Source organism: Labedaea rhizosphaerae, from assembly GCF_004362825.1.
Taxonomy (GTDB): domain Bacteria; phylum Actinomycetota; class Actinomycetes; order Mycobacteriales; family Pseudonocardiaceae; genus Labedaea; species Labedaea rhizosphaerae.
Genome location: NZ_SNXZ01000007.1, coordinates 448,749 through 472,283, shown reverse-complemented (window position 1 = coordinate 472,283; position 23,535 = coordinate 448,749). Strand labels below are relative to the sequence as shown.

Below are 23,535 nucleotides of genomic sequence, written 5' to 3'. Positions count from 1 at the left end.
CGAGTCCGCAGCGAGAAAGGCATCCGCTGGGGCGGGCAACACCTCACCCCAGCCGCCTAACCAACCCGGCGAACCTATCTGGACAGAGCACTAGCGAGCAGCTTCCTCACGTCAGGCGGGACGTTGATGGACTGCAGAGCGGGCTCCACGTCGGCGCGCGAGCGCAGACGTTCCTGGTGCATCGCTTGGATCAGGAGCACACCCATCGAGTACACGTCACGAACGTACTTGACTTCGCCATCGTCTTCGGGAGGCGAGTACGGGCCGGACCCGAACCTCATCAGCGTGTGCTCGCTGACGACTCCCTGCCTGACTTTGGCGATGCCGAAATCGGCCAGCAACGGGACACTACCGTCGGCCATGAGGATGTTGCTCGGCTTGATGTCACGGTGCTCGACGCCGTTCAGGTGGGCATAGGACAGGGCCTGCACAAGAGGTTCGGCCAGTTGGCTCGCGAGATCATCCCATTCGTAGATGACCTTGGCTTTCAGTACCTCGGCGAGCGACTCCTCGACCCAGTCGAGGACGAGGTAGTGCGCGTCGCGGAGTTCGTCGAATCCGGCATCTCTCATTTTGATGATGTTGGGATGGCTGAGCTTGCGAAGGCTCTCCATCTCGCGGCTGACAGCTTGCTCACGGAGTGGATCATCCGTGCGGCTCATCAGTTTTATGGCGACGAGCTTCTGAGCAGTGATGTCAAAAGCCTTGTGAACACTGGCGAAACCACCGGTCCTGGGTGGTTCGTTCACTAGCACGTACTTGCCGGCAATGGAGTCCATCACGCTCGCCGGATCCTCGCATTCATGATCTCAAGAAACTCACGTGCGGTCTGCGGCCGGGCATCCGGCTTCATCTGCGTCGCGGCGATGACGATCGACCGCCAAGGCTCCTCGTCCGGCACAAGCGGTGCACCGTGCTTCGGAGTCCGTCCGGTCCGTGCCCAGCCGATGATCTGCCCAAGGCTATATAGGTCGGCGCAGGCGGTCGCCTCGTGGGCGTCCGTAGCTTGCTCCGGAGCTGCGAAGCCCTCGCTGCCGAGGAACTCACCCGTCTTGGTGCGGCCGGTGAACGTCGTGTCCCCTCGCGGCCGCCGGCCGAGTCCCCAGTCGGCGACGGTCCAGCGTCCATCAACGAGCAGCAGGTTCGCGGGTTTCAGGTCGCGGTGCAGCCAGCCTTTGCCGTGAGCCGCTTCCAGTGCTGAGCAGATGGCCGTGACGAGCGCGGTGAGTGCGCCATCCTCCAGCAGGGAGAGACGTGCGTCCTCCGCGTTGCCTTGGGCCAGCGGCATGACGAACCAGTCGTGCTTCAAGCCGAAGTCCAGCACTGGCATGATGTGGTCGTCGCCCATCAGCAATTGGCCGAACTCGATCTCTCGCTGCATCCTGGCCACGGCCTCGACGTTCCACGATCTCCGCCGCTTGAGCGCCACCAGGGCCCCGGTCGACTTGTGCTCGGCGGGATACACCTCAGCCTGACCGCCGCGCCCCAATGGGCGATGCCCCAGCCGGTAGGCCTTCTGATCATGTCGCGGGTGTTCCCCCAGCAAATCGCTCGCACTCACGATGCTCCGCCAATTCGTGTGATGAACGGACAACTTACTCGATCGGGTGACCACCCCTTCGACAAGCATTCGCTCGCCGTGTTGTGCAGCCGTAGACCAGACCAGCGTCTTGGCGTCCTCCAGCACCCCACTCGCCGAAGCAGCACGGCTCGGCGCCTGCAGATCCGCCGCCAGCTTAGCCAGCGCGTGGAGCACCCCCGCGAAGACTCGCACTGTGTCTAGTAATCAACTGGGTCCTACGTGATATCGGGTCTGCTGCACGGGTAGGTGACATCTGATCTGGCTGGGGGCCAGGCGTTCAGTGACATCCCCGATGCGCCATCGGACGCCAGCGAGGTCGTGCGGGACGCGCTCGCGGTGCTCGGCCTGCTCCGCTAACTTCGCATCCGGCCGTCGACGACCTCGCCCGCGCTTGCGTCCTCGCCGCGACCGCGGCCACACTGCTCTCCTGAACCGTCGATCACCGAACCAGACCGGTCACCGTTTCCCCTGCCAGCAACGGTTTATCGTCCGGGCCTTTGACGTAGGGGCCGTGGTAGATCACCTTGTGGCGCTGCTCGCTCGGGTACCACTGCCGGACCTTGTGCATCCGCGCCACCCACCGGTGGTGCCAGTCCCGGCCGCTGCGGTCCGAGCCTGTTGCTGGCTTCCCGGCGACGGTCCGCAGCTGCACCACTCGGACATCCGGTGACACCCGGCCAATTCGGCGGCCAGGCGCGAACCGTGCCCGGCCTCAGCGGTGCTGGTGACCGCGATCCGCTGCTCGCACAGGCGCCAGAACGCGTAGACGAATCGTCGAGAAATGCCTCGGCCGTCAACCGTGAGGGTCGCTGAGCAACACAACGAGCCCAGGTGGCGTACCTCTGTTCCCGGGGGCACCCCGTCGGAACTCTCGTAGACCGATCAGCGGCCGGCGACGTCGAGTTGGCGCAGAGCGGCCTCACGGATCTCTTCGGCCTCGCAGACGGCGGCCTCACACACCACCGCGAACGCCTCCGGTGTGCCGATCGCCACCAGCGCCCACACGCACTTGACGGCCAGCTGATGGAACTCGTCCCACGGGGGTTGCCACCACAAGGTATCCGCGAGAAAGCCCACCGCGGCAGGATCACGGATCTCCGCCAGCACGTCGACGATGTCCTCGTTGTTCACCTCGTCACCGTGCCGAGCAAGGACGTCGCACAACGCCGCTGTGTAAGCCCGCGACGGCCGGCGGTGCGCGACAAGCACATACCGTTCGAACAGCGGCCAGTCCACCGATCGACACGTCCGCCGCAGGCCCGCGCCAATGCACTGTTCCGCGTCGGCGACTCCGTCCACCCAGGCGAACAGGGATTGGTGCCCGGTAAGCCGATCAGCCGCCCGCAGCCGCTCCTCGAACTCGACGCACGGCCCGCTCATTTGACCTGCTCGAATCCGATGATCCGGCTGTTGAAGATCTGCGCCGAACCGCAGCGGAGCCCATAGGTGATTGCCCACAACTCGGGCTTGAGCTTAAACCACGTCGCGCCTTCCTGGCTGGATTTGCGGCAGGTGACCGAAACCCGCTTCGTCGATCAGACCCCCGGACTGACCATACCCGCCTCGATCAGGGCATCGAGCGTCCCCGGCTGCATCCGGAAGCGAACGGTCGTCGGGTAAAGGTTTGGGTGACGACGGCCAGCTGCTGGACATACGGCAAGTCTTGGGTCACGAAGCTCTCGCCGCGAGGCGACAAGCCACCGGTCTTCTTCCGTCCTGCCAACGAACTGCGGTTCCGGCCTGACCGTCGTACAGAGCAGACCACCGCTGCAGGCCCTCGACCTGCTGCGCCTGGGGCGGGCGGCAGCGGTCCTGGTGTTCCCTGGGCCGGCGTCAGTAAACATGCCCGGCTCGTACGACGCCAAGGTGACAAGGGCATCGCCCGGACTGGGGGGACGACCATTGGCGTCATCGCAGCTTCATGAATTGTCCACATCGGACGATTGGTGGTGCACCTGGCGGCCTCGGACGAGCTCGCGGTTGGTGGAGCACCCGTGAGCGCGAGCGGGGTCGGCGCCCTCACCGACCATCACGCCCCGAACGGGCTGCTACGGTGCGCCTCTGCCGTCCTTGTCTCTACCCGGGGGTGTGATGACCGACGATCGGGCGGCGTTCGCCGAGCGGATGGTGGCGACGCTGACGGGTGGCGCCATGACGCTGATGATCAGTGTCGGATATCGGACCGGGTTGTTCGAGGCGGCTGTGGCCGGGCCGGCGACGAGTGCCGAACTCGCCGAACGGGCGGGCGTGCACGAACGCTACGTGCGTGAATGGCTTGGGGCGATGGTCACCGGCGGGTTCTTCGACCACGACCCCCGGACCGACCGGTATTCCCTGCCCGACGCGCACGCGCCCTTCCTCACCGGCGAGACCGCGGCCAACCTCGCGCCCATGACGTCCATGCTCCGCGCGTTCGGCGGCGCGCTGCCCGAGCTCGAACGGTGCTTCACCGAAGGCGGCGGGGTGCCGCACGCCGCCTTCCGGCCGCACTTCGACGCTGTCGGCGCGGTGCCCGGCGACTCGTGGCGGCGCATCTATGAGGAACAGCTCGTCGACGGCTTCCTCGCCGCCGTGCCCGGGCTCGTCGACCGGCTGCGGGCCGGCGCCGCGGTGCTCGACCTCGGCTGCGGCAGCGGGCACGCCGTTCGCGTTGCAGCGCGGGCATTTCCCGCGTCGCGGTTCACGGGCCTGGACATCGACGCCGAGCAGGTCGCGACCGCCCGCGCCGCGACCGAGGACCTGCCCAACGCCACGTTCGTCGTTGCCGACGCCGCCGCGCTGCCCGCCGACCCGGCCTACGACGTCATCGTCGCCTTCGACGCGATCCACGACCAGCAGGACCCCGATGAGGTGCTGCGCCGGGTCCGCGCGGCGCTCGTCCCCGGCGGCGTGTTCGTCATGGTCGACGCGAAGTTCTCGAGCGACCTCGACAAGAACGTGGGCCACCCGCTGGCGCCGCTCTGCTACGCCATCAGCCTGATGTACTGCACCACCGTCTCCCTCGCCGAGGGTGGCGCGGGGCTCGGCGCGATGTGGGGCATCGAGCGCGCGAGCGACATGCTGCGGGCGGCCGGCTTCCCCGACGTGGTCGTGCTCGATTCGCCGCGCGCACAGAACTGCCTGTTCGTGTGCTCCACGTAGGGTGAGGGTCGAACGGCCGTTCGAGTGAAGGCCACCCGGCTGAGCGGCACCACCAAGATCGTCTCAGTACCATCGGTTACGTCCGCGCGCCCGCGCTGGGCATGATGGGGGACAGATCGCGTGCCACAGAGGAGAACAGCCACGCCTGGGGACGGACCGGACCGCATCCGGTTGTACCTGTACCACCCGTACCACCTGGCGCTGATCGGTCTGCGCAGCGTGCTCGCCGCGACGCCGTGGATCGACGTGGTGGGTGAGGGCGGCTCCCGGCGCCTGCTCGCCCGCCGGGTGCACGAGTGCCGCGCCGACCTCGTGCTGGTCGGGCTCTCCGGGGACGCGGGCACCGCCGAACTCGACACCGTCAGCGCGATCAGCGCGCTCGACACCGACCCCGCGCCGCGGGTGATCGTGCTGAGCCAGGACCACGAACCGCACACCGTGCTCGCCGCGGTGCGCGTTGGCGCGCAGGCGTTCCTGAGCCCCGACGCCTCCGCGCCGGAGTTGCAGCACGCCGTGCGCGTGGTCGCCGACGGCGGCGCCGTGCTCTGCCCGTGCGGCGCCAAGGCGGTGATCGACGCCTACGTCGGCGGCGAGGCGCCTGCTACGCCCACCGTGCACGACGACCTGAGCCACCGCGAACGCCAGGTGCTGCGCCTGTTGGCGATGGGCGGCAGCAGCGCGGAGGTCGCCGCCCGCCTCGGCGTCACCGAGACGACCGTCCGCTCGCACGTGCACCACCTGCTGGGCAAGCTCGGCCTGAGCAGCCGGGCCCAGGCCATCGCGTACGCGTTCCGGCACGGCATCGTGCCCGGTGTGCCGGTCCGCTCAGCCGGCCAGCCGCTCGACCACCTCGGCCATGCCGGTCACCGTCGGCACGTCGAACACGGTTTGCAGCGGCACCTGCACGCCTAGTTCGTCGCGCACCCGCACCACCAGCTGCGTGACCAGCAGCGAGTGGCCGCCGAGGGCGAAGAAGTCGTCGGTCACGCCGACCCGGTCGAGGCCGAGCACCTCCTGCCACACCTGGCACAACCGCTGTTCCAGCGCGCTGCCCGGCGCGACGTAGCCGCCCGCGAGCACCGGACGGGCGCTGTCGGGCGCGGGCAACGCCCGGCGGTCGCGCTTGCCGCTCGCGGTCACCGGGATCGCGGGCAGCAGCGTCCACGTCGCGGGCCGCATGTACTCCGGCAATGCCGCCACGGCCGCCCGGCGCAGCTCCGCCACCAGCGCCGAGGGACCACGCCACCGGGCCCGGCGTCCGGCCGGCGGGGCGAGACCGGCGTCCGGGCGCACCGCGTACACGTTGTGCAGCCCCGTCTGCTCCAGCTGTGGGTCGTGCCGGACCTCGACCCGGAACCCCTTGTCCCGCAACAACTGGGTGACCGTTTCGAGGCGGCCGTCGCGGTGGTGCACCTCGACGACGACCTGTGCCACCTTCGCGAAGTCGGCGTCGTCGAGCCCGGCGAGCACCGCCAACTCACTCTTCTCGACGTCGATCTTCAGCAGGTCGACGCGGTCGATGCCGTGCTCGCGCAGCACGTCGGAGAGCCGGCGCACCCGGCATTCGTACGGCACGGTGCGCAGGCGTTCCTCGAGCAGCTCGTCGAGGATGTCCGCACCGATCTCGACGCCCTGCGCCTCGACCTGCCCGACCAGGAACGACTTCACCACGCGCCGCTCGTCCTCGGCGCTGGCGTAGCGGCCCGACAGCACGGAGGCGTACGGGTAGTAGGAAAACGTCGTGGTGGTCTCGGCCTCGCCGAGCGCGTGCGGCAGGACGGCACCGCGGATGCCATGCAAACGCACGTTGCGCTCCAGCACCTCGACCGCCGGTGGCATCGGCTCGACGGCGTAGATCGCCGGGTTCGCGCAGATCCCGGCCGCCCAGACGGCGAAGAGCCCGATGTTGGCGCCGACGTCGACGATCACGGCGTCGTCGGGCAGGGTGACACCGCCCTGCAGGTAGACCTCGTCGGTGACGATCTCGCGGGCCATGAAGTCGGTCTCGGACCGGTTCAAGGTGAAGATCGTCGCGCCGTCGGGCAGGTCCGCCACTTCTGCGTCCGGGCCCGCTTCGGCCCGCAGCCCGGCCAGGCGCAGCGCCGCACCGGCTGTCCGCTCGTCCGGCGCCACGTACGCGGCGAGCCTGCCGTCCTCGCGCAGCGTCACGGCGACCTCGTGCACGGCCGGGTGCGCGGCGAGCACCGCCTCGATCTCACCGGGTTCGACCCGGAAGCCGCGCACCTTGACCTGGTCGTCGGCGCGGCCGGCGAACTCGAGCACGCCGTCCGGTCGCCGCCGGGCCAGATCGCCGGAGCGGTACAGCCGGGTGCCGTCCGGTGCGGTGACGAACCGCTGCGCGGTCAGCTCCGGCGCGCCGCGGTAACCGCGGGCCAGACCGGGACCGGCGACGAACACCTCCCCCGCCACGCCGTCGGGCACCGGGTTGCCGTGCAGGTCGAGCAGCCGGACCTCGGTGCCCGCGAGCGGCACGCCGATCACGCTGGCATGGGAGTCCACATCGGACTCGGTCAGCTCGTGCCAGGTGACGTGCACGGTCGTCTCGGTGATGCCGTACATGTTGACCAGACGCGGGCCGGCGAAGCCGAAGCGGCCGGTCCACTCGCGCAGACCGGCCGGGTCGAGGGCCTCGCCACCGAAGACGACCAGCCGCAGGTCGTGGTCGAGGCCGTCGCGATCGGCCACCGCCCGGCAGAGCTGGCGGAACGCCGACGGCGTCTGGTTGAGCACCGTGACGCCGGTCTGCTCCACCAGGTCGGCGAACCGCTCCGGCGAGCGGCTCGTCGCCAGCGGCACGACCACCAGGCTGCCGCCGTGCAGCAAGGCGCCGAAGAGCTCCCACACGGAGAAGTCGAAGGCGAAGGAGTGGAAGAGCGACCACGTGTCGTGCGGGCCGAACCCGGCCCACCGCGCGGCCGCGGCGAACAGGGCGACGACCTGGCGGTGGCGCACCTCCACGCCCTTGGGGCGCCCGGTCGAGCCGGACGTGTACATCACGTACGCCAGGTCGTCGGCACCGGCCGCGCACCGCACCGGCTCGGCCGGCGCCGCACCGGGGGCGAGCGACACCGCGCGCACGGCCTCGGGCACCTGATCGGCCAGCTCGTCGGCGACCAGGACGGTGTCCGCGCCCGCGTCGGCGACCAGCGCGGCCAGCCGGTCGCGCGGGTTCACCGGATCGAGCGGCAGGTAGGCGGCGCCGGTCTTGAGCGCCGCGAGCACGCCGACGACCAGTTCCACCGACCGGTGCGCGCAGACACCGAGCACCGCACCCGGCATCGGCCCGACCCGCGCGGCGACCGCGTCTGCCCACTCCGACAGCTCGCGGTATGTCACTTCCCGGTCGCCGTCGACCACGGCGATCGCCCGTGGTGCCCGCCGCACCTGGGCGTCGAAGAGGTCGATGATCGACACCTCGGGCACGGCCAGCTGCTCGACCGGGCCTGCTGTTGCGGTCGCCGGACCGAACCGCGACAGCGGTTGCTCCGGATCCCCGGCGAAGGCGTCCAAGAGGCTGCCGAGTTGGTCGAGCAGACCCTCCACTGTGGACGATGACAGGCGGCGGCGGTCGAACATCGCGTGCAGCCCCAGCCGCTCCCCCGGCTCGACCAGCAACGTGAGCGGGTAGTGCGAACACGACCAGCTGCCGTCGAAGCCCACGGCGACCTCGCCCGCACCGGCGAACAGTTCGTCGTCGACCGGGTAGTTCTCGAAGCCCATCAGCGTCTCGAACAGCGGCGTGCCGGGCGGGACGTCGGCCACCGCCTGCACGCGGGCGAGCGGGAGGTGCTCGAACTGCCGGGCCACCGACTGGTCGTCCTGCAGCAGCCGCAACCACGCGCCGACCGGTTGGTCCCCGCTGACCAGCACCCGCACGGGCAGCGTGGTGATGCACGGCCCGACGATGTCCTGGGCACCTGGCAGCTCGGCGGGCCGGCCGGCGACGGCGGCGCCGAACACGACGTCCTCGTCGCCGCTGTACACCGCGAGCAGCACGGCCCAGCAACCCTGCAGCACCGTGTTCAGCGTGACCTGCTGGCGCCGCGCGGTGGCGATCAGTGCGGCCGTGCGCGTCGCGCTCAGCTCGACGCGGTGCTCGCCATAGGTTTCGCCGACCACGGGCTCCGGCCGCGCGATCCGCAACGCCGTCGGCTCGGCGCGGCCGGAAAGCACGCCACCCCAGTACTTCTCCGCCTCGGCCGGGTCCTGGGCGGACAGCCACGCGACGTGGTCGCGGAAGCCCGGTGCCGGCACGGCGGGCGCGTGCGGATCGGCGTAGCGGTCGAGCACCTCGCGCAGCACGACGGCGAAGCTCCAACCGTCCACGATCAGGTGGTGGGCGGTCCAGACGAACAGGTGCTCGTCGTCGGACAGGCGCAGCAAGGCGAACCGCGCCAGCGGCGGCACCAGCAAGTCGAAGCCCCGTGCCCGGTCGGCGGCGAGGTACTCGGCGAGCCGGGCTTGCTGGTCCAGCGGCGTGGTGTCCCGCCAGTCGCCGAGGTGCCACTCGGGCGCGCGCACCTCGGCCGCGACGACCTGCACCGGGTCGTCGAGGCCCTGCCAGACGAAGCCGGTGCGCAACGCCGGGTGGCGCGCGATCGCCTCATCCCAGGCGGCACGAAAGGCGTCAACGCGCAGCGGTCCCCGCAGGCGCAGCCGCACCTGCTCCACGTACGCGCCGCTCCCCGGCTCGGCGAGGGTGTGGAAGAGCAGCCCGCGCTGGGTGCCGGTCAGCCGGTAGATGTCGGCGATCTCCACGGTGTTCACGGTGTCGTCTCTGGTGGTCACGGGCACACCTCGCGCACGATCCCGGCCACCGCGCCCGCGACGTCCGCGGCCGCCGTGTCGAGGAAGAAGTGATCGCCCGGGAACACCCGCAACGCGACCGGACCCGAGGTCAGCGCACCCCACGCCCGCATGGCGTCCGGGTCGATGGCGGTGTCGGACTCCCCCGCGAACAACTCCAGCGGGCACCGCAGCGGTGGCGCGGCGGGTTCGCCGAACACCTCCCGGGTCGACTCGAACAACAGGTAGTCGGCGCGGATGGCGGGCAGCATCAACGCCAGCACGGCCGGCTCGGCGATCTGCTTGGGCGTCAACGCCCCGGCTTTGCGCAGGCCGCGGATGAACTCGCCGTCGGTCATCGCCGCGAGGTCGCCGAGCGCGTCCTGCTGCCACGGCGGCGCGGTGCCGGACAACACCAGGGCGGCGGGTTCGCGGTCGTGCTGGGCCACCAGGGTGGTCACCAGGCTCGCGGCGAGCAGGCCGCCCATGCAGTGTCCGAACAGGACGAACGGCCCGTCGAGCCACGGCAGCAGCTCGGGTAACAACTGCCCGCGCAACGCATCGATGTCGGTCACCGGCGGGTCCGTGCGCCGCTCCTCGCGCGCGGGCAACTGCACGGCGAGCACGTCGGCGGTGTCGCCGAGCAGCCGCGGCCACTCGGCGAAGCCGGACGCACCGCGCCCGGCATAGGTCAAGCACACCAGACGCGGCCGCGCCGGCCTGCCTTGCGGCGCGACGCCGGGTCCTGGCCGCACCCATCCGTGGCTGGTCGTGGTCACTTCTTCTCCTCACTCACCTGTGCAGCCCTCATTTGGCCGGCCCGGAACTGCCGGAGCACCAGGGCGAGCGTCTCGTCGGTCAGGTCGGCGAGCGGGAAGTCCGACGGCGTGTAACCCCCGGCCGCCGGATCGGCGCAGTGGCGCAAAAGCAGGCGGATCGCCGCGAGCAAGCCGTCGGCGAGCGCGCGCGCCGCGACCGCGGAGTCGTGGGTGACGGTCAGCTCGAAGCGGCCACCGAGCACCCGGCAGTCCACCTCGACCGGCCACGGTCGCCGGTTGCGCGGGCCACGCGAACGGCCGGCGCGCCCGTCGGCCAGCCGGAGCAGGTCACCGTCGAGGCCGTCGAGGCGGCCCAGGTAGTTGAGCACCACGTCGGCGCGGGGCAGCCGGTCGTGCAGCAGCTCGGCATCCGGCGGCGCGGCGCGCACGTGCTCCTTGACCGCGGCGAGCGCCCGGCCCGGCTCGGCTTCGACGTCCACATCGGACAGGTCCGGCGTGGTGGGCAGGATGGTGGTGAACCAGCCGACCGTGCCAGTCACGTCCGGGATGCCAGGCACGTCGCGACCATGGCGTTCGAGGTCGACGCGCACCGGCCCCCGGTCCAGCGTGGCGGCCAACGCGGTCAGCAGCAGCTCGTCGATCGTCGTGCGGTACGCGGCGCCCGCCGTGGTCAGCAACGCCGTCGTCTCGTCCGGCTGCAAAGCGCGCGTCGCCGTGTGGGCCTCGCCTTCGACCCCCGCCGGTTCGGCGACCGGCACCGTGGGCACGGCGAGGCGGTCGCGCCAAGCCTGCACGCTGCCCGGTCGCGGCGCCCGCGCGGCGAGCGCCTCGGCGTACTCGCCGAACGTCGCCGTGACCGGTGGGAGCGGGAGCCCGTCGTAGGCCGCGGCGAGGTCGTCGAGCAGGACCTGCCACGACACACCGTCGACCGCCAGGTGGTGGCAGGTGAGCAGCAGCCGCTCGCACCCGGCGGGCGTCTCGAACAGCACCGCGCGCAGCACCGGTCCCTCGGCCAGGTCCATCGCCGCCTCGCGGTCGGCGACGATCTGATCGAGGGTGTCCGCGTCGAGGTGGACACGCTCGACCGCGACGCCGGGCCGGTCGGCGTACTCCTGCGTCCAGCTCTCCCCGTCGCGGCGCCAGCGCAGGCGTAGCACGTCGTGGCGGTCGGCCACCGCGCCGAGCGCGGCCCCGAGCCGGGTGCCGTCCAGCGGTCCCGCGGCCGGGGCGAGCAGCAGCGACTGGCCGAAGTGCGCCGGGTCGGCCAGCTCGAGGCCGAGCATCCAGCGCTGGATCGGCGTCAACGGCACCGAGCCGGTCAGCTCGACCGGTCCGGCGATCTGTTCGACCACCCGCACGACGTGGGCCAGTTCGGCAATCGTCTGGTGCTCGAAGAGGTCGCGCGGGCGCAGGCCGAGCCCGGCGCGGGCCGCTCGGGACACCACCTGGATGCCGAGCACGGAGTCGCCCCCGAACTCGAAGAACCGGTCGTGCAGGCCGATCCGCTCGACGCCGAGCACCGACGCCCAGATCTCGGCCAGCGCCCGCTGCACCGGCGTCGCCGGCGCCACGAACCCCGATTCGTCCACAGTGGAGTCGTCGGACGCCGTCGACTCAACGGACTGGTGGCCCGCGGCCGCCAGCCGCTTGCGATCGACCTTCCCGTTGCCGGTCAAGGGCAACGCCGGCCAGAACGTCACGGTCGGCGGCACCATGTACCCGGGCAGCCGGGCCGCGAGGTGCGCCCGCACCGCCGAGGCGGTCAGGCCCGCGCCGACCGCGTGGGCGGCGAGCGTGCGGTTGCCGTCGCGCGGGCCGAGCACCACGACCGCCGCGTCGGTGACCCCGGGCATCGTGCGCAGCGCCGCCTCGACCTCGCCCAGCTCGATCCGGTGCCCCTGCACCTTGACCTGCAGGTCGTCGCGACCGAGGAACTCGATCGTGCCGTCGGGCCGGTACCGGCCGAGGTCGCCCGTGCGGTAGTGGCGTTCGCCGGTGCGCTCGTCCACCGGGAACGAGGCCGCCGTGCGCTCGGGGTCGTCGTGGTAGCCCTTCGCGACGCCGACACCCGCGATCCGCAGCTCCCCCGGCACCCACGTCGGGCAGGGCGCACCGGCCGCGTTGTAGACGTGGAAGCGCTGGTTGGCCAGCGGTGTGCCGTACGGGATGCTGCGCCAGGCCGGGTCGACGTCGCCGATCGGGTGGTGGATCGACCAGATCGCCGCCTCCGTGGCGCCACCCAGGCTGGTCAGCTCGGTGTCCGGCAGCACCGCGCGCGAGCGCTCCGGCAACGTCAGCGGGATCCAGTCCCCGCTCAGCAGCACCGACCGCAAGGCCGGCGCGGAGCCGTCGTGCCCGCTCAGGTGATCGACGAACATCCCGTACAGCGCGGGCACGCTGTTCCACAGGGTCACCCGGTGCTCGGTCACCAGGTCCGCCCAGTGCGCCGGGTCCTGGGCCCGGTCGGCGTCCGGCAGCACGATCGTCGCGCCAGCGGCGAGAACGCCGAAGACGTCGTACACGGACAGGTCGAAGCTAAGCGACGACAACGCGAGCACCGCGTCACCGGGCCGCACTCCGAACCGGGAGTTGATGTCCAGCACCGTGTTCACCGCGGCCCGGTGGTGGACCGCCACACCCTTGGGCGCACCGGTCGAGCCGGAGGTGAAGATCACGTACGCGAGGTCGTCACCCGCCGGGCGGGGCCGGTCGACCGGTTCGGCGCCGGTGCCGTCGACCACGATCCCGTCGACCCCGTCGATCCCTTGGACGGTGCCGAACGGCTGGGTCAGCACGGCCGCGGCGTTGGTGCGGCGCAACAACTCCTGCCTGCGCTCGGGCGGCAGGTCCGGGTCCACCGGGACGTACGCCGCACCGGCCTTGAGCACGCCGAGCACCGCCACGACCTGGTCCCAGCCCTTGCGCATCGAGACCGCGACGAGCGCGCCCGGCTCGACACCGTGCTCGGTGAGCTGCTGGGCGACGTGTTCGCTCGCCGCGTCCACCTCGCCGTAGGTCAGGGTTCGCGCCGACGAGCGGACGGCGATCCGCTCGGGGTGCTCGCGGGCCTGGCGTACAAAGGGCTCGTGCAAACCGCCGCCCGGCACGGGCGCGTCGGTGCGGTTGGCCGCGGCGCGGGCTTCCAGGTCGGCGTCCGGGACCAGCGACTGCGGCGCCAGCTCCCACGTCGCGGCGTCGTCGGCCAAAGCGCCGACCAGCCCGACGAGCGCGTCGAACACGGCGTCCACGACGCCCGGCGAGAACATGGCATCGACCGTGTCGAAGTCCAGCACGAGGTCGCCGCGGTCCTGCATGACCTGCAGGTCCACCAGCACCTGCGGGGTCAGCGCGACGCTGTGCGCGCGGCGGCCGAGCCAGCCGAAGGGCACCAGGGCGTCGTCGTCCTCGTCGCCCGCGAGCAGGCTCGTGAACACATACGGCACGCCGAGGCGGAACGCGTCGTCGCCACGCAGGGCGTTGGCCTCGGCGAGCAGGGCCACGCCACCGCGCCCGACGTGCTCGACGTCGCTCCACAACCGTTGCTGCACGAGGCGAGCCCGCTCACGCAGGGTCGGCGCGGCGAGCGCGTCGACCGCCACCGGGACGTTCGAGGTGAAGTCGCCGACCACGTCGGCCGCCGCCGGGTGCGTGGTGCGCAGCGTGAAGGTGGTGACGTTGACGCAGAACCGAGGTTGCGCGCTCCACGTGCCCAAGACCTCGGCGAACGCGGCCAGCAGCAGCGCCGACGGGCCGATGCCCGCCTTGCCCGCGGCGGTGCGCAACGCGCGCCACCGGTCCTTGCCGATGCGGGCGCTGCGCCTGCGGAACTCCGGCTTGCCGAGTTCGGCCGGGTCCGCCGCCCACGGCAAGGCGGGCGGCGGCGGCAGCTCGGCCAGCCGCGGCCGCCAGTACTCGGCGGCGCGGTCGTCCTCGTGCGCCCCGTCCTCGTTCGCCCCCTCCTCGTCCGCCCAGTGCCGGAGCACGAAGTCGCGGAAGGACATCGTGAGCGGCGGCAGGTCGGCGGCCGGGTCGGCCTGCAGGCGGCGCCACTCGTCGGAGATGATCGCGAAGCTGCGGCCGTCGCACGACATCATGTCCATGCTCAGGTGCACGCGGGTCGCGCCGCCGGGCAGCGTGGTCGCGTGGATCTCGAACAACGGCCACTCGTCCTGCCCGCGCGCGGGCTCGGTCAGCCGCGCCCGCAACGCCTCGAGCTCCGCCTGCACATCGTCCGATGTGGACAGATCGGTGCGTCCGAACTCGTAGTCCGGCACGGTCGCCAGGATGCGCTGGGTGCCGTCGGCGTCGATGACGGCGCGGAGCATCTCGTGCCTGCGCACCAACCGGTTCCAGCCGGCTTCGAGGCGGTCGAGGTCCACCCCGTCGAGTTCGTACTCCAGGTAGTGCTTCGCCGCCACACCACCGAGTTCCAGGCTCTGCCCGACCCAGTAAGCGCGTTGCAACGGCAACAGCGGGAACGGCTCGTGCCGGGCGTCGTCGGCCGCCGGCGCACCGTCGTCGCCGGTGCCCGGCTCGACCTGCGGCGCCCGCTCGGGGTCGGCCGCGCGGATGTACGCAGCCAGATCGCGGATGGTGAGCAGGTCGGCCACCCGGTCCATCGGGATGCGGACGTCGAGCGCCTCGGAGATCTGGCGCACCAGCCAGAACCCCTTGAGCGAGTTGCCGCCCAGGTCGAAGAAGTTCGTGTCGGGCCGGACCAGTTCGGGTTCCACCACGAGCACGTCGGTCCAGAGCCGGTGCAGCAGTCGTTCGACGTCGTCGGTGAACTCGTCGGTGTCCTCGACCGCCTCGGGCTCCGGCTCCCGCTCCCGCTCCGGTGGCGGTTCGAGCCGCTCGCGTGGCTGCGGGATGACCACGGCAGTGCCGGACCGGCGCACCGGCCGCGGCGGCAGCCATGCTTCCTCGTGCTGCCACGGGTATCCGGGCAGCCGGACCACGCGTCCGGCCGGGGCGAGCGCGGCGAGGTCCAGTTCCACGCCGTGGGTCAGCAGCACTGCGGCGCTGGTGAGCACCGCCCGCCGGTCGGGCTCGCCGCGCGTCAGCGACCCGGTGACCGGCAGCACGGCGCCGATCGCCCGGCGCAACGCCGGGTGCGCCGACACCTCGACCACGCAGCCGACGCCACGGCCTGCGACGTCGTCGAGCGCCACCGGCAAGCGGAACGGCTCGGCCAGGTTGCGGGCCCAGTAAGCGGCGTCCGCGGTGTCGATCGGCCCGCCCGTCACCGTCGAGATGAGCGGGACCCGCGGCGGGCGGGGCCTGATGTCCCGCAGGGCGGCGGCCAGTTCCGGGGCGAGCGCGGCCAGTTCCGGTGAGTGGAAGGCCATTCGCGCGTCACGCAGCTCGTGGGTGAACACGCCGTCCGCGGCCAGCCGGTCGAGGGCCTGCCGCACGTCGTCGACCGATCCGGCCACGAGCGTCGTCGTCGGGCTGAGGACCCCGGCGACCGCCAGCCCGAGCCGGTCCACGTCCGCCTCCGCGAGTTCGACGACCGCGCTTGCGCCCTTGCCCTGCACCCGGGCCATCAACTCGCTGCGCGCCACCACCACCGCCACCGCGTCGGCCAGGTCGAGCGCACCGGCGACGTGCGCGGCGGCGACCTCGCCCAGGCTCTGCCCGAACACCACCGCCGGCGTGACCCCGAGCGCGGCCCAGTGTGCCGCGAGTCCGATATGGAGGGTGAACTGGACGGCCTGGCTCTGCCGCGTGTCGGCCGGGTCGAACGAGCCGTCACCGAACTGTTCCGTCTCAAACAGGGCGGTCACCGGGGAGAACCCCGACCGGCGCCGGAACTGCTCGTCGCAGGCGGCGACCGCGGCGCGGAACGCCTCGCTCTCGCGGTGCAACTCGGCGGCGGTGCCGGCCTCGACCGCGCCTTGCCCGGGGAAGACGAACGCCACCGCCGGGTCCTCGGCCGCCCGCCGCGGTGCGGCCGCACGCAACGCCGTGGCCGCTTCGGCCGCGGTCTCGGCGACGACCGCGATCCGGTGCGGGTGGTGGTCACGCCTGCGCACCGACGTGAAGGCGAGATCAGCCACCGCGACGTCCCCACCGTCGAGCTGCTCGGCGTACGCGGCGGCGAGGTCCTTCGCCGCCTGCGCGGACCGGCCGCTCACCGTGATCAACTGTGGCCCGCTCGCCTGCGGCACGGCCGGAGTCGCCGGAGCGGGCCCGAGCACGGCGTGCGCGAGCGCGCCGCCGAAGCCGAACGAGCTGACGCCCGCGAAGCAGTCGTCGCCGCCGGGCAACGGCGTCGGCACGACCGGGATGGCGAACGGCGTGACGTCGAGCGCGATCCGCGGGTTGCGCCGCTGCTGGTGCAGCACGGGCGGCGCGATCCGGTGGTGCAGCGACAAGGCGGTCTTGATCAGCCCGACCACGCCGGCCGCGGCCTCGAGGTGCCCCGCGTTGGTCTTGACCGCGCCGAGCCGGCACGAGTCCGCGCCCGTCAACGCGGCCGCCAAAGCCTCCAGTTCCAGCGGGTCGCCGAGCGGGGTACCGGTGCCGTGCGTCTCGACCAACCGGACGTGCTCGGGCGCGACCCCCGCCTGGCGCAGCGCGCGGGTGATCAGTGCGGTCTGCGCCGGTCCGCTGGGCGCGGTGATGCCGCTGGTGCGGCCGTCCTGGCCGATCGCGCTCCCGCGGATGACGGCCCAGATCGGATCGGCGTCGCGCTGTGCGGCGGAAAGCCGCTTGAGCACCACGACCCCCGCGCCCTCGCCGCGGACGAACCCGTCGGCGCGCGCGTCGAACGTCTTGCACCGGCCGTCGGCGGCCAGCATGCCGAGCTTCGCGTAGATCACGGTGGTGACCGGCGAGGCCATCACGTTGACCCCGCCGGCCAGCGCCACCTCCGCCTCGCCGGTGCGGATGCTCTGGCACGCGAGGTGGATCGCGACCAGCGACGACGAGCACGCCGTGTCCAGCGCGACGCTCGGGCCGTGCACGTCCAGCTCGTAGGACAGCCGGTTGGCCAGGATGCTGCGTTGCGTCCCGGTTCCCGTGTGGACGGTCACGGCGGCGGGATCGGCGGCCTGGAGCCAGGTGTAGTCGTCGGTCATCGACGCCATGAACACGCCGGTGTCGGTTCCGGCCAGCGACGCGGCCGGGATACCCGCGTCGGCCAGCGCCGCGAACGCCGTCTCCAGCAGCAGCCGTTGCTGCGGGTCCATCCGCTCGGCCTCGTCCGCCGGGATGCCGAAGTACCGGCGGTCGAACCCGGCGACGTCGTCGAGGAACCCGCCCCAGCGGGAGTTCGCCACGCCCGGGGCGGCCGGGTCGGCGTCGTACCACTCGTCGGCGCTCCAGCGCTCCGGCGGCACCTCGCCGATCAGGTCGCGCCCGGCGCACAAGGCGTCCCAGAAGTTCTGCGGCGAGTCGATGCCGCCGGGTAACCGGCACCCCATGCCAACCACGGCAACGGGTTCGGCCGCCGGCGCCGGTTCGGCGGTGAGGCCGAGCTTGGCGGCGAGGAGCTTGCGCTGGCTGTCGGTGAGGCTCGCGAGGCGTGCGGCGAGGTCGGTCACTTCGGTTCTCCCCCGGCGCGGTCGGTGTTCTGCAGGTCGGACAGGAGGTCGGCGAGCAGGGCGTCCACCACCTGTTCGTCGGACTGGGCGGGTTCGCCGCCCAGGTGCGTGGCAAGGAAGTCCGCGAGCCGGGCCACCGACGGGTGGTTGAGCACAGCGGTCTGCGGCAGCTCCGCCTCGAGTTCGGCTTCGAGGCGTTCGTGCAGGTCGACGCCGGTCAGCGAGTCCATGCCGAGCTGGGCGAACGTCCGCTGGTTGTCGACCTGCGCGACGGGCATGCCGAGCAGGTCGGCCGCCGCTTTTCGCACCAGCTCCCGGTAGTCCCGGCCTTCGACCGGCGCGGGCGCCGGTTCGGGCGCCGGCTCGTCGACCGGATTGTCGACCGGCACCGCGGCGGTCGTGCCCGGCAGCGGGAAGTCCGTGGTGTCCCACGGGTAGCGCGGCACCTTCCCGCGCTGCCGCGTCCCGGTCACCGCCGCCCAGTCCAGCCGGTGCCCTTGTTCGTAGAGGCGGCCGACGAGGGTGAGCACGGCCGCGCGGTCCGTGCAGCCCTGCAGGTCGAGCACCGTCGCCCGCGGGTCGAGCGCGGCCACGGCGGGCAGCTCGCCGGTGTGCGCGGCCGCCATCGCCGCGGCTTTGTCGAGCGCGCCGAGGGCGTACGCGGCGGACACGCGGCCGATCCCGGTACCGGTGGCCCCTGCCGGGCGCACGCCCCAGCTGCGCAGCAAGTCGACCAGTCCGATGTGGACGGCGACGCGCACGGCCCGGGCCGCCGCGACGGGCGCCTCCCCTGCCGTCGGGTGCAGCAGCTCGACCAGCGACCAGCCGACCGGCGAAGCGTCGTCACACGCCTCGACCGCCGCGCGGAACACCCTCTCCTGCAGGAACAACGGCAGCCCGGCCGGCCCGTCCTCGCCGAAGCTGAAGGCCAAGGCGCCACCGGGTTCCGTGGTCGCCGCTTCGACGCGGTCGAGCGCGGCCCGCAGGCTGGCCCGGTCGGCGCCGACGACCGCGGCCCGCAGGTCGTGGTGCGCGCGACGGCCCGCGGCGTGGCAGAGCGCGGCCACCGGCACTTCGGGATCGGCGAGCGCGTCCCGGTAGCGCGCGGCCAGCGCGGCGAGCGCCTTGGGGCTGCGCGCCGAGACCGGCAAGAGCATGGCGCGCTCGGGTGCCGGTGTCGACGGTGTCGTCGATGCCGGAGCCTGGACCGCTTGGGCCAACACGACATGGGCGTTGGCGCCACCGAACCCGAACGAGCTGACCCCGGCGAGCGCGGGCCGGTCGTCCGGCAGCGGCACCGGTTCCCGGTTCACCCGCAAACCCCAGCCGGAGAAGTCGATGCGCGGGTTGGTCTGCTCGACGTGCAACGTCGGCGGCAGTTCGCCGTGGCGCAACGCCAGGGCGGCCCTGATCACCCCCGCCACGCCGGCCGCCGCTTCCAGGTGCCCGACGCTGCTCTTGACCGACCCGATCACGCACGGCGTGGACCGGCCCGCGCCGACGGTCGCACCGAGCGCGGTCGCCTCGATCAGGTCGCCCACCGGCGTGCCAGAACCGTGCGCCTCCACGAAGTCGATGTCCCCGGCCCGCACCCCGGCCCGCTGGTGCGCGGCTCGGATCACCGCCTGCTGCGCGGAAGCGGACGGCGCGGTCAGCCCGTTGGTGCGCCCGTCGTGGCCGAGCGCGCTGCCCTTGACCACCGCGTACACGTCGTCGCCCGCGGCGAGCGCGTCGGCCAGCCGCTTGAGCACCAGCACGGCGGCGCCCTCGGCGCGCACGTACCCGTCGGCACCGGCGCCGAACGAGCGGCACCGCCCGGTCGGCGACAACAGGTGGGCACGGGCGAACGCGCTGGTCAACTCCGCGGAGAGCACCACGTTGGCGCCACCGGCGAGCGCCACCGAGCACTCGCCGTCGCGCAGCGCCCGGCTCGCCAGGTGCACCGCCACCAGCGACGACGAGCACGCCGTGTCCACCGCCATGCTCGGGCCGTGTAGGTCCAGCTGGTAGGACAGCCGGTTGGCGGCGATGCTGTGCGCGCTGCCGGTGGTCAGGTACGGCTCGGCGAACCCGTCCGGCCCGGCCCGCAACGCGAACTCCGGACTCCAGACCCCGACGAATACCCCGGTGTCCGTGCCCGCGAGCGCGATCGGGTCCAGCCCCGCGTCCTCGATCGCTTCCCACGCGACCGCGAGCAGCATGCGTTGCTGCGGGTCCATGCTCGTGGCCTCGCGCGGTGAGATGCCGAAGAACCCCGTGTCGAGCCCGGTCGGGTCGTCGACCAGCCCGGCCCAGCGCAGCGCCGGTTCGGCCTGCGCCGCCCACCGGGTCGCCGGGACTTCGCGCACGGCATCGGCGCCCGAGCGCAGGAGCTGCCACAGCTCGTCCGGCGAATCCGCGCCCGGCACCCGGCAGCCGATGCCCACGATCGCGATGTCGTCGTCGACCGGAACCTGGGGCGGGGCAGCTGTTTGCGGGCCCTTGCCGGTGAGGGCGTCGAGCAGGCCGTCGATGGTCGGGTGGTCGTAGAGCAGCACCTCCGGCACCGTCGTTCCGGCGGTCCCGGTCACCGCGGTCAACGCCGACGCCAGTTCGGCGGCACCGGCCGAGCCGAGGCCGTACCCGGCGAGCGGTTCCGTGTCGGACAGCGCCGCCGCGCTCACGCCGGTGAGCTCGGAAACCTTGTGCCGCAACCAGTCCCGTAAGTCGGCCGTCGAGTCGGCCATGATCACCTCACCCGTGCCGCCGAACACCGTGCCCCGCCAGGACGCGACGGCGTCCAGTTGGCCGTCGCGGAAGCGCTGCTTGCTCACCGAGCGCTGGATCTTCCCGCTGGAGGTCTTGGCCAGGCCGGCCTTGCGGAGCAACACGACGGCGTCCACCCGCAGGTCGTGTGCCTGCGCCACGGCCTTGCGCACCGCGGCGACGGCGTCGGCGGCGACGGCCGCGGTGATGGTGTCGTGGGCGATCTCCTGCACCACGACGACGTGCTCCTCGGCGCCGTCGTCGACCGCGAACGCGGCCGCGCAGCCCGGGCGCAGCGCCGGGTGCGCCTGGAACACCGTGGCCTCGAGGTCGTGCGGGTGGTGGTTGCGCCCGGCGACGATGATCAGATCCTTGCGCCGCGAGGTCACGTACAACTCGCCGTCGCGCAGGAACCCGATGTCGCCCGTGCGCAGGTAGCCGGGCCGCCCCTCGAGCACCGCGCCGAAGCACTCGGCCGTCGCGTCCGGGTGGTCCAGGTAGCCCGCGGTGACGCTCGGGCCGGCCACCCACACCTCACCGGACTGTCCATCCGGGACGGTCGTGGCGGTGTCGGGGTCGACCACCCGGACGTCGAACCCGGCCAGCGCCGAGCCGCACGAGACGACCTCGTGGCCGTGGTCGGCAGGCGTTCCCCGGCCGACGGCCAGCGCGTCGGGGTCGAACGCCGTGATCACCGGACCGGCCCCCGCCCGTGCCGACGTCACCATCAACGTGGCCTCGGCCAGCCCGTACGCGGGCAGCAGGGCCTGCTCGCGGAACCCGATGGGCGCGAAGGCCTGGGTGAAGCGGTGAAGGCTCTCCGCCCGGATCGGCTCGGAGGCATTGACGACCACGCGCCAGCGCGACAGGTCCAGCCCGTCGAGCTGGGCCGGGGTGATCTTCCGGGCGGAGAGGTCGAAGCCGAAGTTGGGGGCGATCGAGTGCGTGCCGCCGAACTCGTGCATGGCCCGCAGCCAGCGGACCGGCTCGCGCGCGAACGCCGTCGGCGCCATCAGCACGGTCGGCATCGCGTGCACCACCGGGAGCAGGCCGCAGTAGACCAGCCCCATGTCGTGGAACATCGGCAGCCACGACACGAGCAGGCTGTCCTCGTCGTGGCGCCAGGCGTCGTGCATGGCCGCGCAGCTGGCGAGGACGTCGGCCTGGGTGACGCACACGCCCTTGGGGTCGGCCGTGGAACCCGAGGTGTACTGCAGGTACGCGAGGTCTTCGACGCCCAGCGGGTGCAGCCCCGACTCGTCGCCCGACGGCGCGGCGTCGGCCACGGTCAGCCACTCCACTCCGGCCAGCTCGGCCTGATCACGCAGGGCCGCACGGGTTTCCGGGCGGGTGATCACGACCGGGGCGGCGCAGTCGCGCTGGATGCCGGCGAGGCGGTGCAGCGACCGCGAGTACGGCTTGCGCGGCGGCGGTGCGGGCACGGCGGTCACCCCGGCCAGCAGGCAGCCGAGGAACGCGACCTCGAAGTCGGCGCCCGTGTCGTAGACGAGCAGCGCGCGGCGACCGGCGAGCCCGCGCTCGGTGAGCAGCCGCGCGAAGCCCACCGCGTGCGCGTGCAGTTCGGCCCAGGTGTACGTGGCGGCGTGCGGGTCGCCGTCGAACGCGAGGTAGGTGAACGCGGGCCGGTCACCGTGGGTGGCGGCGGCGCGCGCGAGCAGGTCGGTGATGCGCTGGTCGGTCATCAGTCGGCGAAGTCCGGCATGACCTTCTCGGCGAACAGGCGGATCGACGTCGTCACCAGCTCGCTCGGCACCGTGCCGACCTGCATGACCATGGCCAGTTCGTCGACGCCCGCGGCGGCGAAGCGCGCCACCGTCTCGCGGGCGGCCGAGGGATCGCCGATGACGCCGGTGAGCGCGGAGTCGGCCGCGGATCGACGGCCCATGAGCGTCGTGAGCTCCTCGTCGTCGAGGTCGTCCCGCCCGATCGGCAGGCGCCCGACGGGGCGGTCCTTGTAGGCGTAGTACTGCTGCATCGCCTCCCAGAAGAACCGCGACCCGCGGAAACCGTGGCGGCAGGCCAGCCGGTCGTCGTCGAGCACCAGCGCGGTGGGCGTGCAGACGTAGCGCTCGGTCTTCTGGTAGCCGTCGGGCTCGGCCGTGGCGTGTTGTTCGCGGTAGCGCCGGACCTTGTCGGTGAGCTCGGCGTCGGTCCCCGCGGCGAAGTTGAGCGCACCGAGCCCCAGCGACCCGGCCAGCTCGGCGGTCTTGGGGTTGGTGCAGGCGGCGAACATCGGCGGGTGGGGCTGCTGCACGGGGTTCGGCACCACCTGGATGGGCGGGATGTCGTAGCGCTCGCTGTGCCACTCGAAGACGTCCTGCTGCCACATACGGGGGATCATGTGCAGTGCTTCGAGCCACTGGTCGTGCAGGTCGGCCGGGTCGTTGCCGAACGCGTCCTGCTCCACCCGGCTGCCGCTCTTCCCCGAGCCCCAGTCGACCCGCCCCTCGCTGAGGATGTCCAGCGCCGCGATCCGCTCGGCGATCCGGATCGGGTGGTTGTAGCGGTGCGGGGTGAGGGTGACGCCGTGGCCCAGCCGGATCCGCTTGGTCCGCCCGGACAGGTGCGCCAGGAAGATCTCCGGTGCCGAGGAGTGCGCGTACTCGTAGAGCCCGTGGTGCTCGGCCGCCCAAACCCCGTGGTACCCCAGGGTGTCGGCGAGCACCGCGTGCGCCACGGACTCGCGGAACAACCGGTGCTCCGCCGCCCGCGTGGGCTCCGAGATCTGCATCTCAAAGAAGAGTGAAAACCGCATGGACGCGCGGACTCCCTACCCTCGGTCGGCGTGCGGGACCCGCCACGCTAACAGCGCCAGGGACCCCCGTCTTCAGCCATCCGTTGAGCCGCTTCCTCAACGCAGCGTTGAAACCTGCTGCCGCGCTCCGCCAACTGGTGCTCGTCGCAGCCGACGACA

11 protein-coding genes are annotated in these 23,535 nt (G+C 72.3%); 2 read left to right on the top strand and 9 right to left on the bottom strand.

Features of this window, described 5'->3' with window-relative positions:
- Positions 1-74 precede the first annotated feature (74 nt).
- The 4 genes from EV186_RS32680 to EV186_RS32665 form a co-directional block, all read right to left on the bottom strand.
- Complete coding sequence (locus EV186_RS32680; protein WP_166659439.1) at positions 75-779, bottom strand: serine/threonine-protein kinase; 705 nt, start codon at positions 777-779, stop codon at positions 75-77.
- The gene (locus EV186_RS32675) at positions 779-1,756 is read right to left on the bottom strand and encodes a serine/threonine-protein kinase (protein ID WP_133853357.1); all 978 of its coding nucleotides are present in this window, start codon (positions 1,754-1,756) and stop codon (positions 779-781) included. The genes EV186_RS32680 and EV186_RS32675 overlap by 1 nt, the downstream gene beginning before the upstream one ends.
- A 265-nt stretch (positions 1,757-2,021) precedes the next feature.
- Positions 2,022-2,237: a hypothetical protein gene (locus EV186_RS32670; protein WP_133853356.1), complete on the bottom strand. Its 216-nt coding sequence runs from the start codon at positions 2,235-2,237 to the stop codon at positions 2,022-2,024.
- A gap of 227 nt (positions 2,238-2,464) precedes the next feature.
- Positions 2,465-2,818, bottom strand: a complete 354-nt coding sequence (locus EV186_RS32665; protein WP_133853355.1) for a HEAT repeat domain-containing protein — start codon at positions 2,816-2,818, stop codon at positions 2,465-2,467.
- A gap of 855 nt (positions 2,819-3,673) precedes the next feature.
- On the opposite strand from EV186_RS32665, the gene EV186_RS32660 reads away from it, so the two are divergent.
- A complete protein-coding gene (locus EV186_RS32660; RefSeq protein ID WP_133853354.1) occupies positions 3,674-4,723 on the top strand; it encodes a methyltransferase domain-containing protein in 1,050 nt (349 codons plus the stop codon).
- Between the two features lie 120 nt (positions 4,724-4,843).
- Positions 4,844-5,635 (top strand): LuxR C-terminal-related transcriptional regulator, encoded by a 792-nt coding sequence (locus EV186_RS32655; protein WP_133853353.1) that lies wholly within the window; start codon positions 4,844-4,846, stop codon positions 5,633-5,635.
- On the opposite strand, the gene EV186_RS32650 is transcribed toward EV186_RS32655, so the two are convergent.
- The 5 genes from EV186_RS32650 to EV186_RS32630 are packed head-to-tail and all read right to left on the bottom strand — an operon-like array spanning position 5,549 to position 23,376.
- Positions 5,549-9,532, bottom strand: coding sequence for a non-ribosomal peptide synthetase (locus EV186_RS32650; RefSeq protein WP_166659435.1), 3,984 nt, complete (start codon positions 9,530-9,532; stop codon positions 5,549-5,551). The genes EV186_RS32655 and EV186_RS32650 overlap by 87 nt on opposite strands.
- Positions 9,529-10,308, bottom strand: coding sequence for a thioesterase II family protein (locus EV186_RS32645; RefSeq protein WP_133853351.1), 780 nt, complete (start codon positions 10,306-10,308; stop codon positions 9,529-9,531). Before EV186_RS32645 ends, EV186_RS32650 begins: the two co-directional genes overlap by 4 nt.
- The gene (locus EV186_RS32640) at positions 10,305-17,855 is read right to left on the bottom strand and encodes a non-ribosomal peptide synthetase/type I polyketide synthase (protein ID WP_133853350.1); all 7,551 of its coding nucleotides are present in this window, start codon (positions 17,853-17,855) and stop codon (positions 10,305-10,307) included. Before EV186_RS32640 ends, EV186_RS32645 begins: the two co-directional genes overlap by 4 nt.
- The gene (locus EV186_RS32635; protein WP_133853349.1) at positions 17,852-22,303 is read right to left on the bottom strand and encodes a beta-ketoacyl synthase N-terminal-like domain-containing protein; all 4,452 of its coding nucleotides are present in this window, start codon (positions 22,301-22,303) and stop codon (positions 17,852-17,854) included. Before EV186_RS32635 ends, EV186_RS32640 begins: the two co-directional genes overlap by 4 nt.
- Complete coding sequence (locus EV186_RS32630) at positions 22,303-23,376, bottom strand: LLM class flavin-dependent oxidoreductase (protein ID WP_133853348.1); 1,074 nt, start codon at positions 23,374-23,376, stop codon at positions 22,303-22,305. The genes EV186_RS32635 and EV186_RS32630 overlap by 1 nt, the downstream gene beginning before the upstream one ends.
- Positions 23,377-23,535 lie beyond the last annotated feature (159 nt).